A 14681-nucleotide genomic window follows, 5' to 3' on the forward strand; every position below is an offset into this window, starting at 1 on the left:
GAGAGACGGTGTTTGAGCAGATAGCCCATTTCATTGGCGGTGAACTGGTCGCCGAAGGCACCCCCTTCCCCGCCTACGACCCGGTGACCGGAAAGCAGATCCGCGAGGTCCACGTGGCGGACCGCGACGTGGTCGACCGCGCGGTCCGCGCGGCCCGCGCGGCGGCTCCGGCCTGGGCGGAGCTGCCGATGGCCGAGCGGGCGGCGTGGATGCGCCGGCTGGCCGACGGCATCGAGGCGCGCTTCGACGACCTGGTCGACGTGGAGATCGCCGACACCGGCAAGCCGGTGGAGCAGACCAGGACGCTCGACATCCCCAGGGGTGCGGCCAACTTCCGGTCCTTCGCCGAGATCGCCGCCCAGCGGCCGTCGAACGCCTTCCACCTGCCCGGCGTGCTGAGCTACACCGTCCACCGCCCGCTCGGCGTGGTCGCCGTGGTCGTCCCGTGGAACCTGCCCTTCCTGCTCATGACCTGGAAGCTGGCCCCCGCGCTGGTCGCCGGGAACACCGTCGTGGTCAAGCCGTCGGAGAACACCCCCGGCAGCGCCGCGCTCCTCGCGGAGATCTGCCGCGAGATCGGCCTGCCGCCCGGTGTGGTCAACATCGTCTACGGGTACGGCGCGACCGGCGGCCACCTGGTCGAGCACCCCGGCATCGACGGGGTGACCTTCACCGGCTCCACCCGCACCGGCTCGACGATCATGCGCGCGGTGGCGGACCGGGTGAAGCCGGTCTCCTTCGAGCTCGGCGGCAAGAACGCCGCGCTGGTCTTCGAGGACGCCGACCTGGACAAGGCGGTCGCCGGCACGCTGCGCTCGGTCTTCACCAACGGCGGCCAGGTCTGCCTGTGCACCGAGCGGGTCTACGTGCAGCGCTCGATCTTCGACGAGTTCGCGCGCCGGCTGGCCGCGGGCGCGGGCGAGGTCTACCGGCAGCCCATGATCTCCGCCGAGCACCGCGACAAGGTGCTGTCCTACTTCGACCTGGCCCGCGAGGAGGGCGGCGAGTTCCTGACCGGCGGCGGCGCGGTGCCCGGCGAGTCCGGCTACTACGTCGAGCCGACCATCGTCACCGGCCTGCCGGAGAGCTCCCGCTTCAACACCGAGGAGATCTTCGGCCCGGTCTGCCACCTGCGCCCGTTCGACACCGAGGACGAGGCGGTCGAGCTGGCCAACAGCAGCCAGTACGGCCTGGCCGCCACGGTGTGGACGACCGGGCTCGGCCGCGCCCACCGGGTGGCCCAGCGCCTGGAGGCCGGCCTGGTCTGGGTGAACACCTGGTACCTGCGCGACCTGCGCACCCCCTTCGGGGGCGTGAAGCTCTCCGGCATCGGCCGCGAGGGCGGCACGCAGTCGCTCGACTTCTACTCCGAGCCCACCACGATCACCATGGAGCTGACATGACCGACACGTGGTCAGAGGCGGTCGACGCCCGCACGGTCGCGGCCGACCGGCTGCGGGAGGCGGCCCGCACCGGCAAGCCCTGCCCGCCGGTGCGTGACCTGATCGGCACGGCCGCCGAGGGGTACGCGGTCCAGGAGCTCAACTCGCGGCGCGCGCTGGAGGAGGGCCGGCGGCTGGTGGGCCGCAAGATCGGGCTGACCAACTTCGCGGTGCAGAAGCAGCTCGGGGTGGACTCGCCGGACTTCGGGCTGCTCTTCGCGGACATGGCCTACCTTGACGGGCTCGCCGTGCCGTACGAGCGGTTCCTGCAGCCGAAGGCGGAGGCCGAGGTGGCTCTGGTGCTCGGCCGGGACCTGGAGGGCGGCCCGTTCACCGTGGCCGACGTGATCGGGGCGGTCGACTTCGTGCTCCCGGCGATCGAGATCGTCGACTCGCGGATCGAGGGCTGGGACATCACCCTGGCCGACACCATCGCCGACAACGCCTCCAGCGGCGCGTTCGTGCTCGGCAACACCCCGGTCGAGCTGCGCGGGCTCGACCTGCGGCTGGCCGGGATGACCATGACCAGGAACGGCCTGGAGGTCTCCACCGGCGCGGGCGCGGCCTGCCTGGGGCACCCGCTGAACGCCGCGGTCTGGCTCGCCGACACCCTCGCGCGCAGCGAGTTCCCGCTGCGCAAGGGCGACATCGTGCTCACCGGCGCGCTCGGCCCGGTCGTGCCGGTCGAGCCCGGCGACGTGTTCGAGGCGGAGATCGACGGCCTCGGCTCGGTGCGGGCGGTGTTCTCCCGATGAAGATCGCGATCATCGGGTCGGGCAACATCGGCACCGACCTGATGTTCAAGGCGCTGCTGTCGAAGCGCGTCGAGGTCGTGGCCATGGCCGGCATCGACCCCGACTCCGACGGCCTGGCGCGAGCCCGCCGGCGCGGCCTGGCGACCACCCACCACGGCGTGGAGGGCCTGGTCGAGCTGGACGGCTTCGGCGAGATCGACGTCGTCCTCGACGCCACCTCCGCCGGCGCCCACCGGCACAACTGGGCGGTGCTCCAGCCGTACGGCAAGCGGGTCATCGACCTGACCCCGGCGGCGATCGGCCCCTACGTCGTCCCGCCGGTCAACCTCGGCGAGCACCTCGACGCCCCCAACCTGAACATGGTGACCTGCGGCGGCCAGGCGACCATCCCGATCGTCGCCGCGGTCGCCTCGGTGGCCCCGGTGCGGTACGCGGAGATCGTCGCCTCGATCGCCTCGAAGTCGGCCGGGCCCGGCACGCGGGCCAACATCGACGAGTTCACCGAGACCACCGCCCGGGCGATCGAGCGGGTGGGCGGCGCCGAGCGCGGCAAGGCGATCATCATCCTCAACCCGGCCGAGCCCCCGCTGATCATGCGGGACACCGTCTACTGCCTGGTCGAGGAGTGCGACGAGGGCGCGGTCAGCGCCGCCGTCGCGGAGATGGTGGCGAAGGTCCAGGAGTACGTGCCGGGCTACCGGCTCAAGCAGGACGTGCAGTTCGCCAGGATCGGCGACGACGAGCCGGTCTGGACGCTGGTCCCCGGCGCCAAGGGCGGGATGAAGGTGAGCGTGTTTCTGGAGGTGGAGGGCGCGGCCCACTACCTGCCCGCCTACGCCGGCAACCTCGACATCATGACCTCCGCCGCCCTGCGCACGGCTGAGAGGCTGGCATGACCACGATCTACGTCCAGGACGTCACGCTGCGGGACGGCATGCACGCCATCCGCCACCGCTACACCGTGGACCAGGCGGCCGAGATCGCCCGCGCGCTCGACGAGGCCGGCGTGGCCGCGATCGAGATCGCGCACGGCGACGGCCTGGCCGGCGGCAGCTTCAACTACGGGCCCGGCGCCCAGACCGACGACGAGTGGATCGAGGCGGTCGCCGGCGCGGTCAAGCGGGCCAAGCTGACGACGCTGCTGCTGCCCGGCATCGGCACCGTCGAGGACCTCAAGCGGGCCGGGGCGCTGGGCGTGCGGTCGGTGCGGATCGCCACCCACTGCACCGAGGCCGACATCTCCGCCCAGCACATCGCCACCGCCCGAGAGCTGGGCATGGACGTGGCGGGCTTCCTGATGATGTCGCACATGACCTCGCCGCAGGAGCTCGCCCGCCAGGCCAAGCTGATGGAGTCCTACGGCGCGCACTGCGTCTACGTCACCGACTCCGGCGGCCGGCTGACCATGGACGGCGTGCGCGATCGCATGCGCGCCTACCGGGACGTGCTGGAGCCGGAGACCGAGCTCGGCATCCACGCCCACCACAATTTGGCGCTCGGCGTGGCCAACTCGGTCGTCGCGGTCGAGAACGGCTGCGTGCGGGTGGACGCCTCGCTGGCCGGCATGGGCGCGGGTGCGGGCAACTGCCCGATCGAGGCGTTCGTGGCGGTGGCCGACCTGATGGGCTGGGAGCACGGCTGCGACCTGTACGCCCTGATGGACGCGGCCGACGACCTGATCAGGCCGCTGCAGGATCGGCCGGTCCGGGTGGACCGCGAGACGCTGACCCTGGGCTACGCGGGCGTGTACTCCAGCTTCCTGCGGCACGCCGAGTCCGCCTCGGCCCGTTACGGCGTCGACACCAGGGCGATCCTGGCCGAGGCCGGGCGGCGGCGTATGGTCGGCGGGCAGGAGGACATGATCGTGGACATCGCCCTGGACCTGAGCTCGGGGGAGCAGTCGTGACAAATCCTGAAACGTCGCTGGCCGAGCGGCTCGACGAGGCCACCCGCACCGCCAAGCCGATCGCCCAGCCCGAGCCCGGCTTCGACGCCTACGCCGTCCAGGACGAGCTGATCGGCCTGCGGCTCAAGCGCGGCGAGCGGCAGACCGGGGTGAAGCTCGGCTTCACCAGCGAGGCCAAGCGCGTCCAGATGGGCGTGCACGACCTCATCCTCGGCCGGCTCACCGACGCCATGGTGATCCCCGACGGCGGCACGGCCGACCTGTCGCGCTACATCCACCCGCGGGTCGAGCCCGAGGTCGTCTACCTGGTCGGCCGCCGGATCGAGTCGGTGGCCGACGCCCTGCTGCCCGGCGCGGTCGCCGCGGTGGCGGCCGGCATCGAGCTGATCGACTCGCGCTACGAGAACTTCCGCTTCTCGCTGGAGTCGGTCGTCGCGGACAACACCTCGGCGGCGGCCTACTGCGTCGGCGCCTGGCGGACCTACGATCCCGCCCAGTGGAACCTCGGCGTGGTGTTCGCGCTGGACGGGCGGCCCGCGCACGCCGGGTCGACCGGCGCGATCCTCGGCGATCCGCGCCGGGCGATCGTCGAGGCGGCACGGCTGGCCGTACAGGCGGGGCAGGTCATCGAGGAGGGCTCGATCCTGCTGGCCGGCGCGGCCACGGCGGCCGAGCCGCTCAAGCCGGGCACGCACGTGCGGGCCGAAGTCCAGCACCTCGGCTCGGTGTCGCTGAGGGGGGCCTGATGCTGGCCGTACCCAGAGGGCGGTTCCCGCACGTGAAGCGGGCCGGCGACTTCCTGTTCGTCTCCGGCACCAGCTCGCGGCGGCCCGACAACAGCTTCGCCGGGGTCGAGGTGGACGAGCTCGGCACGACCGACCTGGACATCCGGGCGCAGACGCGGGCGGTGATCCAGAACATCGGCGAGATCCTCAAGACCGAGGGGGCCTCGCTCGGCGACCTGGTGCAGGCGACGACGTACCTGGTCAACATGAACGACTTCAAGGGCTACAACGAGGTCTGGGCGGAGTTCTTCGACGAGACCGGGCCGGCTCGCACGACGGTCGCGGTCCACCAGCTCCCGCACCCGCACCTGCTCATCGAGATCCAAGCCATCGCCTGGAGGCCGCAATGACGATCCCGCCGCTCGATTTCACCAAGTGGATCGACGAGCACGCCCACCTGCTCAAGCCGCCGGTGGCCAACAAGATCATCTTCGAGGGCGCCAACGACCTGATCGTCATGGTCGTCGGCGGGCCGAACGCGCGCACCGACTTCCACGTGGACCCCTACGAGGAGCTCTTCTACCAGGTCCGCGGCAACATGCACGTGAACGTCATGACCCCGGACGGGCCGGACACCGTGCACATCCGCGAGGGCCAGATGTGGCTGCTCCCGCCCAACCTGCCGCACTCGCCGCAGCGCCCGGAGCCGGGCTCGATCGGCTTCCTGGTGGAGCGGGTCCGGCCGGAGGGCGTGCTGGAGAAGTTCCAGTGGTACTGCCCGGACTGCAACGCGCTGGTGCACGAGGTCGAGCTCCAGGTGCGGGACATCGTCCAGGACCTGCCGCCGGTCTTCGAGGCGTTCTACGCCGATGAGAAGGCCCGCACCTGCGGCGCCTGCGGAGCGGTGCACCCCGGCAAATGATCACCGACATCCACACCCACTACGTGCCCAAGGGCTGGCCCGACCTGGGCTGGCCCGGGGCGCCCCGGCTGCGCGTCGACTCCGAGCGCGAGGCCATGATCCTCGTCAACGACCGGGACTTCCGGAAGATCGGCCACGAGTGCTGGGAAGCCGAGGCCCGGCTGAGCCGGATGGACGCCGACGGCGTCGACCGCCAGGTCGTCTCGCCGACCCCCGTCTTCTTCGGCTACGACCGGTCCCCGGCCGAGGCGGCCCGGGTCGCGAAGGTCTTCAACGACCTGGCCCTGGAGATCTGCGCGCCCAGCGAGCGGCTCATCCCGTTCTGCCAGGTGCCGCTCCAGGACCCGGACCTGGCCTGCGAGGAGCTCGACCGCTGCCGCGAGCAGGGGCACCGGGGCGTGGAGATCGGCAACCACGTGGGCGACCGCGACCTCGATGACGAGGGCGTCGTCCAGTTCCTGCAGCACTGCGCCGAGACCGGCATGCCGGTCTTCGTCCACCCCTGGGACATGCCGACCGGTCCACGGGTCGCACGGTGGATGGCGCAGTGGCTGGTCGGCATGCCCGCCGAGACCCATCTGTCGATCATGGCGATGGTCCTCGGCGGGGTATTCGATCGGGTGCCGCCCTCGCTGCGCATCTGCTTCGCGCACGGGGGCGGTTCCTTCGCCTTCTGGCTCGGCCGTTTCGAGAACGCCTGGCACCGTCGCAACGACGTGATCGGCACCTCCGAGCACCCCCCGTCCCACTACCTCGACCGCTTCAGCGTCGACTCCGTGGTCTTCGACGAGCGCTCGTTGCGCCTGCTCGTCGACGTCCTGGGCGACGAGCACGTGCTGCTGGGCTCCGACTTCCCCTACCCGCTCGGTGAGACGCCAGTGGGACAAGTGGTGCGAAACGCGGGGTTCCTTTCCGGTACGGCACGCGCGAGGATCCTCGGAAACAACGCTGAAGTCTTTCTCGGAGAGCTCCCATGAGATATGCGGTCCTCGCTTTGCTGCTCCTGTCGGCCAGCGCCTGCGGCGGTGGCGCGATGCAGGGCGCGCAGGACGACTCCACGGTCAAGATCGGCGCGATCATCTCGCAGACCGGCGTCTACTCGGCCCTCGGTGACGACATGGAGGCCGCGATGCGCCTCTACCTCACCGAGAAGGGCGACAAGCTGGGCGGCAAGCGGGCCGAGCTGATCACCGCGGACGACGCGGGCAACCCCGAGACCGGCCAGCAGAAGGCCAAGCAGCTCACCCTTGAGAACAAGGTGGACGTGATCACCGGTCTGATCGCCTCGCCGGTCGCGGTGGCGGTGGCCAAGGAGGCCGCCGCCCAGAAGACCCCGGTGGTGATCGCCAACGCCGGCGCCGACGCGCTCGGCGGCCCGGGCGTCTTCCGCGTCTCCTACACGAACTACATGCACGGCTACGCGGCCGGCAAGTACGCCGCCGAGGCCTACGGCAAGGACGGCGCGGTGCTGATGGGCGCCGACTACTCCGCCGGCACCGAGACGCTCAAGGGCTTCGCCGACGGCTTCGCCAAGGCCGGCGGCGCCGCGCCGATCAAGCAGATCCTCACGCCCTTCGGCAAGACCCAGAACTTCCAGCCCTACCTCAGCCAGATCCCGGCCGAGGCGAAGTTCCTCTACGTCTTCTACGCCGGCGGCGAGGCGATCACCTTCGCCAAGAACTTCAAGCAGTTCGGCTACGACCAGAAGGTCAAGCTGCTGACCTGCCAGAACATCACCGACGAGGACGTGCTCCAGGCGATCGGCGCCGACGCCGAGGGCATCACCAGCGTCGGCCTGTACTCCCCGGCCCTGGACAACGCCGAGAACGCCGCCTTCGTCAGCAAGTGGAAGGCCAAGACCGGCAAGAACCCCTCGGTCGTGGCGCTGCAGAGCTGGGACGCCATGCAGCTCATCGACAAGGCCGTGGCGGCCGGCGGCGACCTGTCCGAGGCGCTGGCCAAGGTGGGCGACATCACCAGCCCGCGCGGCACCTTCAAGCTCGACGCCGACAAGCACAACCCGGTCCAGAACTGGTACGCCCGCACCTACGAGGGCGGCGCGAACAAGGTGATCGCCACCATCCCGCCGGACCCCGCCTCGTGAACCTGCTCGTCACCGCGTTCGACGGCATCGCCTTCGGCGCCCTGCTCTTCGTCCTCGCCGTCGGGCTGACGATGATCTTCGGCCTGCTCGACGTGCTCAACCTCGCGCACGGCGCGCTCTACATGGCCGGGGGCTACCTCGCCCTGCTGATCATCGGGGAGGCGCCGGTCTCCCTGGCCGTCTTCATCGGCGTCGCGCTGCTGGCCGTCGTCGCCGGGCTCGTGCTCGGCGGCGGGCTGTCGGCGGCGATCCGGCCGCTGCGCGGACGCGGCCACCTCGACCAGGCGCTGCTCACCATGGGCCTGGCCATCCTGCTCTCGGAGTTCCTGCTGCAGAGCGTCGACCGCGGCTTCCACAGCCTGGCCGCGCCGATCGGGCTCGACGGCAGCATCGCGGGCAGCTACCCGGCCTACCGGGTGGCCGTGATCGTCGCCGGACTGGCCATCGCCGGAGCCACCTTCTGGGTCTTCGAGAAGACCCGCGCCGGGGCGCTGGTGCGGGCCGCGGTGGACGACCCCGAGATGCTCGCCGCCACCGGCGTCAACGTCAGGCGCGTCCGGCTCGGCGTGGTGCTCGCCGGATGCGCGCTGGCCGTCTTCGCCGGCGTGCTGGGCGGGCCGCTGCTCAACCTGCGCGCCGGGCTCGACACCGAGGTGCTCGTGCTGGCGCTCATCGTCATCGTGGTCGGCGGGCTGGCCTCCATCCGGGGCGCGGCGCTCGGCGCGCTGCTGATCGGGCAGGTGCAGACGCTCGGCGTCGCCCTGGTGCCAGAACTGGCCGCCTACCTGCTCTTCGCCGTCATGGCGGCCGTGCTGCTCTGGCGGCCGGCCGGGCTGTTCGGGAGGACGGCATGAACCCCAGGATCAAGGGCGTCGCCGTCGCCGCCGTGCTGGCGGTCATGGCGGTCATGCCGTACGTGCTGGACCCCTACCGGCTCGACCTGCTCAGCGGCGGGCTGGCCTACGGGCTGATGGCCGCCAGCCTGGCCTTCCTGGTCGGGCACGGCGGGCTGCCCTCGCTCGGGCACGCCGCCTTCCTCGGCGTCGGCGCCTACGCGGCCGGCCTGACCGCCAAGCACCTCACCGCCAACGCGCTGGGGCAACTGCTCGTCGCCATCGCGGCGGGTGTGGTGTTCGCGCTGCTCACCGGCTGGTTCGCGGTGCGCACCAAGGGGTTCTTCTTCCTGATGTTCACCCTGGCGATCGGCGAGATCGCGGTGCAGGCCGCGACCCGCTCCACCCGGGTGACCGGCGGCGACAACGGGCTGTCCGGCATCCCCAAGGCCGAGCTGTTCGGGCTCGACGCGGTCGTGCCGTACGTGGCTGCCTTCTACTGGTGGGCACTGGCCGTCGTGGCGCTCGGCTTCGGCGCGCTGGTGCTGCTGCGCAACAGCCCGCTCGGCCGGGCCGTCGCGGGCGCGCGCGAGAACGAGACGCGGATGGCCGCGCTCGGCTACCACGTGACCGGCGTACGGCTGGCCGCCGTGGTGATCGCCGGCGCGGTGTGCGCCGCCGGGGGAGCGCTGGTGGAGCAGAAGGACACCTTCGTCGCCCCCACGCACCTGGAGATCGGCGTCTCGGTGCTGCTCCTGGTGATGGTGCTGCTCGGCGGGCGCGACTCGCTGGCCGGGCCGCTGGTCGCGGGCGTGGCGCTGATCGTGCTGCGCGCGATGACCTCGACCGCGCTCGGCGACAAGTGGCTGCTGGTGGAGGGGGCGCTCTTCGTGATCTGCGTCTACCTGCTCCCCGGCGGCCTGCAAGGACTGTGGAGGCGCCGTGCTCAGGCTGCATGAGGTGACGATGCGCTTCGGCGCGCTCAACGCGGTGGACGGCGTCTCGCTCACCGTGGCCGAAGGCGAGCGCCGGGCGCTCATCGGGCCGAACGGCGCGGGCAAGTCGACGTTGTTCGCGACGATCGCCGGCTCGCTCCGGCCGACCGCCGGGACGATCGAGTTCGCCGGCCGGGACGTCACGAAGCTGCCGGAACACCGCCGGGCCCGGCTGGGCATCGCCAGGACCTTCCAGCACAGCAGCCTGTTCACCGGGCTGACCTGCGAGGAGAACGTGGCGCTCGCGGTGCGGTCGCGGCAGGGCGTGGGCACCAGGATCTGGAGCTCGCCGGCCGCGAACCTGCGCACCAAGCAGGAGGCGGCGCGCTTCCTCGACCTCATGGAGCTGCGAGCTGAGACCCTCGCCGGCTCGCTCTCCCACGGCGAGGCCCGACGCCTGGAAGTGGCCATGTCCCTGGCCCGCGACCCCCGCCTGCTGCTGCTCGACGAGCCCGCCGCGGGCATGTCCGCCGCCGAGAGCGCCAAGTTCGCCGAACTGATCCAGGCGCTCGACACCACCCTGCTGATCGTGGAACACGACCTCGACGTGGTCTTCGCCGTCGCCTCGCACGTCACCGTGCTGGCCGCCGGCCAGGTCATCGCCGATGGCGCGCCCGCCGAGATCCGGGCCTCGGAAGAGGTCGAACGGGTCTACCTCGGCACGACGAAGGAGATCTGGTGCTGACCGTCGAAGGGCTCACCGCCGGGTACGGCGAGGCCCAGATCCTGCACGGGGCCTCGATGACCCTCGAACCGGGCAAGGCCGTCGCCGTCCTCGGCCGCAACGGCGTCGGCAAGACCACCTTCGTGCACACCCTGATGGGCCTGGTCAAGCCGCGTTCCGGCAGCATCACGCTGGACGGCGTCGAACTGGCCGGGCTCGACACCCGCCGCATCGCCCGGCACGGCGTGCGCATCGTGCCGCAGGGCCGCCGGGTCTTCCGCTCGCTCACCGTCGAGGAGACGCTGGCCATCTCCCGCAGCCCCGGCGACTGGACGGTCGAGCGGGTCTACGACCTGTTCCCGTCGCTGGCCGCCCGGCGCCGCCACCGGGGCGACCAGCTCTCCGGCGGCGAGCAGGAGATGCTCGCCATCGGCCGCGCCCTGCTCGGCAACCCGCGGCTGCTGCTGCTCGACGAGCCATCCGAAGGGCTCGCCCCCAAGGTCGTGGAGGAGCTCGGCGAGGTGCTGGCCGGGCTCGACGGGCTGTCGGTCGTCATCGTCGAGCAGAACCTCCACCTGGCGGTGGCGGTCGCCGACGAGGTGCGGTGCATGGTCAAGGGCAGCTTCGTCTACCACGCCACCACAGCCGGGTTCCGCAAGGACCCGGCGGCTGCGAAGGAGTATCTGGGTGTTGGATCGTGAGGCCTGCGCCGCGCTGGACGCGGCGGATCCGCTGCGCGACTTCCGCGAGGAGTTCGTGTTGCCCGAGGGGGTCGTCTACCTCGTGGGCAACTCGCTGGGGGCGTTGCCGCGCCGTACCGCCGAGCGGGTGGCCCGCACGGTCGAGCAGGAGTGGGGCGGGCAGCAGGTCGGCGGCTGGAACAGCGCCGGCTGGTACGCCCAGCCGCTGACCACCGGCGACCGGCTGGCCCCGCTGATCGGCGCCGGGCCGGGTCAGGTCGTGGTGGGCAACACCACCTCGATCGCGGTCTACCAGGCGGTCTCCGCTGCGCTGCGGCTGCGCCCGGACCGGCGGGTGATCGTGGTGGACCGTGCCATGTTCCCGACCGACAACTACATGGTCGAGGGCCTGGGCGAGCTGCGCGACTTCTCCGAGGGCCGCTTCGACGACGCCGCGGTGGTGCTGCTGTCGGAGGTGGACTACCGCACCGGCGCCCGCTACGACGTGCCCGAGGTCACCCGCCGGGTGCAGGAGGCGGGCGCGCTCATGGTGTGGGACGTCTGTCACAGTGTCGGCGCGCTCCAGGTAGATGTCTCGGCCGCCGACTTCGCGGTCGGCTGCACGTACAAGTACCTGAACGGCGGGCCGGGCGCCCCGGCCTTCCTCTACGTCAACCCGCGCCACCACGAGCGCGCCGAGAACGTGCTGTCCGGCTGGTACGCGCACGCCGAGCCGTTCGCCTTCGAGCCGCGCTTCCGCGCCGCCGAGGGCATCCGGCGCTTCACCGTCAGCACCCCGCACGTGTTGTCCTTCGCCGCGCTGGAGGCGGCGCTCGACATCTGGGAGCGGGTGGACCTGGCCCAGGTCAGAGCCAAGAGCATGGCCCTGACCTCGCTCTTCGTGGACCTGGTCGGCGACTCGCTGGAACTCGCCTCGCCGCGTGAGGCCGAGCTGCGGGGCAGCCAGGTGAGCTTCTACCACCCGGACGGCTACCCGGTGATGCGGGCGCTCATCGACCACGGGGTGCACGGCGACTTCCGCGCGCCGGACATCCTGCGCTTCGGCTTCGCGCCGCTGTACACCCGCTACGTGGACGTCTACGACGCCGCGGCCACGCTGGCCGAGGTGCTGGACAAGGAACTCTGGCGCGACAGCCGCTACGCCCAGCGCCTGGCGGTCACCTGAGCCGGGCGGCCGTCGTCGCCGCGTCCTTCAGGTGCCGGCGGAAGTCCTGGGGCCGGGGCTTGGCGGCGGCCTCGTCGGCGTGGGCGTAGACGAACACCGCGCGGTCGCGGCGGGCCACCACGGCCCGCTGCCCGTGCAGGCTGATTTGGGTGCCCTGGTAGCCCTGCGCGGCGATCTTGAGGCCCTCGTCGCCGACCTGGGCCGGGGTGGCCGTCCAGACCAGGTCGCGTCCCACGCCGCTGCCGTCGTCCACCCGGGCGCAGTGCCGTAGCGCCCGGCGCAGGTCGTCCATCGCGCGCTCGGCGGCCTTGGCGTTCCGGTAGAAGGCGACCTCCTCCAGTTGCGCCGCGGCCGGGCCGTGCAGGACGGCCTTGCGCACCGACGTCCGGCCCTTCGCCCCGAGGCGGGCGTCGGCGCACGGGTTGACCCACTGCGTGCCCCGCGCCTTCCGTGACACCTGCCACTTCTCCCCGCCGTCGAGCTTGATGACCGGCGCGGGCGCATCGGCCCGCTCGTAGATCAGGAACCCGTCCGGTACGGCTGCCGCCAGCGTCGCGGCGGTCAGGACGGTGGCGATCGTGAACCCCATGATGTGCTCCCCGTGGTGCCTGGGTGGTGCCTGGGTGGTGCTGTTCGTTGAGGTCTGACCCCTGGAGCACGGTCAAGGGTTGGCCAGTGTCTGGCACTCGTGGCCTTTCGGATAGCATGCTTCCTGCCCACAAGGCACCTTTTGTTGTTGTTTGCCCGCGTTCCGTGTGGCCTGCACACCCGCGGGTTCCTCGGAGCGCGCCCCCAGCTCTTCCGGGAGACCCCCGCGTGCTCGCTTCACCCGCCCACGTGGCGTTTCGTCGTGGACGTCCGTCATGCTGCTGACCTTCACGGTCACCGCCCTGGTCATGATCATGATCCCGGGGCCGGACGCCGCGCTCATGATGCGCACCTCGATCTCGCACGGCCGTGCCGCCGGACTGCTCACCATGCTGGGCGGCCTGCTCGGACTCGCCCTGCACGCCTCGGCCGCCGCCGTCGGCCTGTCCGCCCTCCTGGCCGCCTCGCCCACCGCCTTCGCCGTGTTGCGCTGGCTCGGCATCGCCTACCTGCTGTGGCTCGGCTTCCAGGGCCTGCGCTCGCGGGGCAAGCTCCCCGCCGAGGCCGCGCCGGACAGGCCGAGGACCGGCCGGCTGGGGTACGTGCGCAACGGGCTGCTGTCGAACCTGCTCAACCCCAAGGTGCTGCTCTTCTTCGTGACCTTCCTGCCGCAGTTCATGGAGGGTGCCTCGGCCGCCCTGCTCTCCGCGATCTTCGCGGGACTCTACGCGGGGTGGTTCGTGCTCTACATCCTGGTGGTGGACCGGCTGGGCGCGCTGCTGCGCACTCCGCGCTGGCAACGCCGGATCGAGCGGATCACCGGCGTGGTCCTGGTCGGCTTCGCCCTCCGCCTGGCCGTGCAGTAGCCGTTCGCCTCCGGGCGGTCAGGGCTGGGCGTCGAGCAGTTTGATCGCGCGTTTCGGGGCGACCTGGCGGTAGCTCTCCTCCACCCAGTCGAGCAGGATCTCGGTGTCGGGGAGCTTGCTCAGGAACGGGACGGTCACCCAGCCGGCCTTGCCCAGGCCGTAGCCGGTCGGGGCGGCGCCCTCCACGGTCAGCGCGTGGCCGTGGGACTCGCTGACCAGCTTGACGGTGAAGCTCGGCGCGTAGCGCTCGTCGGAGCCGTCCATCCCCAGGAAGACGAAGACCTTCTTGCCGACCTTGACGACGGTCTCGCCCCACGGATGATCTTCCCAGGCCTCCGGAAGGCCCAGGGCGAACTCGAGCAGTCGCTCTCTGGCGTCCATGGCTATGGAGGCTATCGAAGGGCACCGACTGTTTCCGGGGCCGACACTCGTCCAGAGTGGGTGGGTATGACGGTCGATGAGCTGATGGGGTTGCTGGCCGCGTGCGAGGACGCCTGGGACGCGCCCGACCGCAGCGGTGACCCGGTGCCCCTGCTGGATCACGGGCTTCAGGTGGCGGCCGTCCTGCGGGAGTGGGCGCCGGACGACCTCGAACTCCAGGTGGCCGGGCTGGTGCACGACCTCGGGCACCTGCTGTGTCCGGGGGACGAGGCGGGGCACGCCGCCGCCGGGGCGCGGGCGGTCGGGCCGTTGCTCGGGCGTCGGGTGGCTGCGCTGGTCGAGCTGCACGTGCCCGCCAAGCGGTACCTCGCGGCGGTCGAACCCGGGCGGGGGTTGTCCCTGGAGAGCGCGCGCACACTCGCCCTCCAGGGTGGGCCGATGTCACCCGCTGAGGCCGCCGCTTTCGCCGCCTCGCCGTACGGCCCGGCCGCCGTCACCCTCCGCCGCGCCGACGACCTCGGCAAGGTCATCGGCCTCACCCGCCCCCCACTGGCCGAACTCACCACCTGGCGCCCCACGATCGCCCACCTGGCCGCACGCCCCCACTGATCCACCAGGTCCACCTGTGCCCCGA

General features: G+C 71.6%; 18 protein-coding genes. 16 read left to right on the forward strand and 2 right to left on the reverse strand.

Annotated features, from left to right (window positions below):
* Positions 1–8 precede the first annotated feature (8 nt).
* The 14 genes from ACIBG7_RS18120 to ACIBG7_RS18185 are packed head-to-tail and all read left to right on the forward strand — an operon-like array spanning position 9 to position 12212.
* Positions 9–1403 carry an aldehyde dehydrogenase family protein gene (locus ACIBG7_RS18120; RefSeq protein ID WP_397336917.1) on the forward strand — a complete coding sequence of 465 codons (1395 nt, stop codon included), beginning with the start codon at positions 9–11 and terminating at the stop codon, positions 1401–1403.
* Positions 1400–2197 (forward strand): fumarylacetoacetate hydrolase family protein, encoded by a 798-nt coding sequence (locus tag ACIBG7_RS18125; protein WP_357929184.1) that lies wholly within the window; start codon positions 1400–1402, stop codon positions 2195–2197. Before ACIBG7_RS18120 ends, ACIBG7_RS18125 begins: the two co-directional genes overlap by 4 nt.
* Positions 2194–3093 carry an acetaldehyde dehydrogenase (acetylating) gene (locus ACIBG7_RS18130; protein ID WP_357929182.1) on the forward strand — a complete coding sequence of 300 codons (900 nt, stop codon included), beginning with the start codon at positions 2194–2196 and terminating at the stop codon, positions 3091–3093. The genes ACIBG7_RS18125 and ACIBG7_RS18130 overlap by 4 nt, the downstream gene beginning before the upstream one ends.
* Complete coding sequence (gene dmpG / locus ACIBG7_RS18135) at positions 3090–4103, forward strand: 4-hydroxy-2-oxovalerate aldolase (protein ID WP_357929180.1); 1014 nt, start codon at positions 3090–3092, stop codon at positions 4101–4103. Before ACIBG7_RS18130 ends, dmpG begins: the two co-directional genes overlap by 4 nt.
* Entirely contained in the window at positions 4100–4849 is a 750-nt protein-coding gene (locus ACIBG7_RS18140; protein ID WP_397336918.1) for a 2-keto-4-pentenoate hydratase, read from the forward strand. Before dmpG ends, ACIBG7_RS18140 begins: the two co-directional genes overlap by 4 nt.
* Positions 4849–5238 carry a RidA family protein gene (locus tag ACIBG7_RS18145; RefSeq protein ID WP_357929175.1) on the forward strand — a complete coding sequence of 130 codons (390 nt, stop codon included), beginning with the start codon at positions 4849–4851 and terminating at the stop codon, positions 5236–5238. Before ACIBG7_RS18140 ends, ACIBG7_RS18145 begins: the two co-directional genes overlap by 1 nt.
* Positions 5235–5750 (forward strand): 3-hydroxyanthranilate 3,4-dioxygenase, encoded by a 516-nt coding sequence (locus ACIBG7_RS18150; RefSeq protein WP_357929172.1) that lies wholly within the window; start codon positions 5235–5237, stop codon positions 5748–5750. Before ACIBG7_RS18145 ends, ACIBG7_RS18150 begins: the two co-directional genes overlap by 4 nt.
* Complete coding sequence (locus ACIBG7_RS18155; protein WP_357929170.1) at positions 5747–6727, forward strand: amidohydrolase family protein; 981 nt, start codon at positions 5747–5749, stop codon at positions 6725–6727. Before ACIBG7_RS18150 ends, ACIBG7_RS18155 begins: the two co-directional genes overlap by 4 nt.
* Complete coding sequence (locus tag ACIBG7_RS18160; RefSeq protein WP_357929167.1) at positions 6724–7854, forward strand: ABC transporter substrate-binding protein; 1131 nt, start codon at positions 6724–6726, stop codon at positions 7852–7854. Before ACIBG7_RS18155 ends, ACIBG7_RS18160 begins: the two co-directional genes overlap by 4 nt.
* Positions 7851–8708 carry a branched-chain amino acid ABC transporter permease gene (locus ACIBG7_RS18165; protein WP_357929165.1) on the forward strand — a complete coding sequence of 286 codons (858 nt, stop codon included), beginning with the start codon at positions 7851–7853 and terminating at the stop codon, positions 8706–8708. The genes ACIBG7_RS18160 and ACIBG7_RS18165 overlap by 4 nt, the downstream gene beginning before the upstream one ends.
* A complete protein-coding gene (locus tag ACIBG7_RS18170; RefSeq protein WP_397336919.1) occupies positions 8705–9646 on the forward strand; it encodes a branched-chain amino acid ABC transporter permease in 942 nt (313 codons plus the stop codon). The genes ACIBG7_RS18165 and ACIBG7_RS18170 overlap by 4 nt, the downstream gene beginning before the upstream one ends.
* The gene (locus tag ACIBG7_RS18175; protein ID WP_397336920.1) at positions 9630–10367 is read left to right on the forward strand and encodes an ABC transporter ATP-binding protein; all 738 of its coding nucleotides are present in this window, start codon (positions 9630–9632) and stop codon (positions 10365–10367) included. The genes ACIBG7_RS18170 and ACIBG7_RS18175 overlap by 17 nt, the downstream gene beginning before the upstream one ends.
* The gene (locus tag ACIBG7_RS18180) at positions 10361–11047 is read left to right on the forward strand and encodes an ABC transporter ATP-binding protein (RefSeq protein WP_357929158.1); all 687 of its coding nucleotides are present in this window, start codon (positions 10361–10363) and stop codon (positions 11045–11047) included. Before ACIBG7_RS18175 ends, ACIBG7_RS18180 begins: the two co-directional genes overlap by 7 nt.
* Positions 11034–12212, forward strand: coding sequence for an aminotransferase class V-fold PLP-dependent enzyme (locus ACIBG7_RS18185; protein WP_357929156.1), 1179 nt, complete (start codon positions 11034–11036; stop codon positions 12210–12212). The genes ACIBG7_RS18180 and ACIBG7_RS18185 overlap by 14 nt, the downstream gene beginning before the upstream one ends.
* Here the strand turns inward: ACIBG7_RS18185 and ACIBG7_RS18190 are convergent.
* Positions 12205–12801, reverse strand: coding sequence for a hypothetical protein (locus tag ACIBG7_RS18190; RefSeq protein WP_397336921.1), 597 nt, complete (start codon positions 12799–12801; stop codon positions 12205–12207). The genes ACIBG7_RS18185 and ACIBG7_RS18190 overlap by 8 nt on opposite strands.
* A gap of 274 nt (positions 12802–13075) precedes the next feature.
* On the opposite strand from ACIBG7_RS18190, the gene ACIBG7_RS18195 reads away from it, so the two are divergent.
* Positions 13076–13666, forward strand: coding sequence for a LysE family translocator (locus tag ACIBG7_RS18195; RefSeq protein ID WP_357929151.1), 591 nt, complete (start codon positions 13076–13078; stop codon positions 13664–13666).
* Positions 13667–13684: 18 nt separating this feature from the next.
* Here ACIBG7_RS18195 and ACIBG7_RS18200 read toward each other — a convergent pair whose 3' ends face one another.
* Entirely contained in the window at positions 13685–14047 is a 363-nt protein-coding gene (locus tag ACIBG7_RS18200; protein WP_357929148.1) for an MmcQ/YjbR family DNA-binding protein, read from the reverse strand.
* A 66-nt stretch (positions 14048–14113) separates the two neighbouring features.
* Between ACIBG7_RS18200 and ACIBG7_RS18205 the strand changes: the two genes are divergently transcribed.
* Positions 14114–14656: an HD domain-containing protein gene (locus tag ACIBG7_RS18205; protein ID WP_397336922.1), complete on the forward strand. Its 543-nt coding sequence runs from the start codon at positions 14114–14116 to the stop codon at positions 14654–14656.
* The last annotated feature ends 25 nt before the right edge of the window (positions 14657–14681 follow it).

Origin of the sequence: Nonomuraea sp. NPDC050328, assembly GCF_044459405.1 — a bacterium.
Lineage (GTDB): Bacteria > Actinomycetota > Actinomycetes > Streptosporangiales > Streptosporangiaceae > Nonomuraea.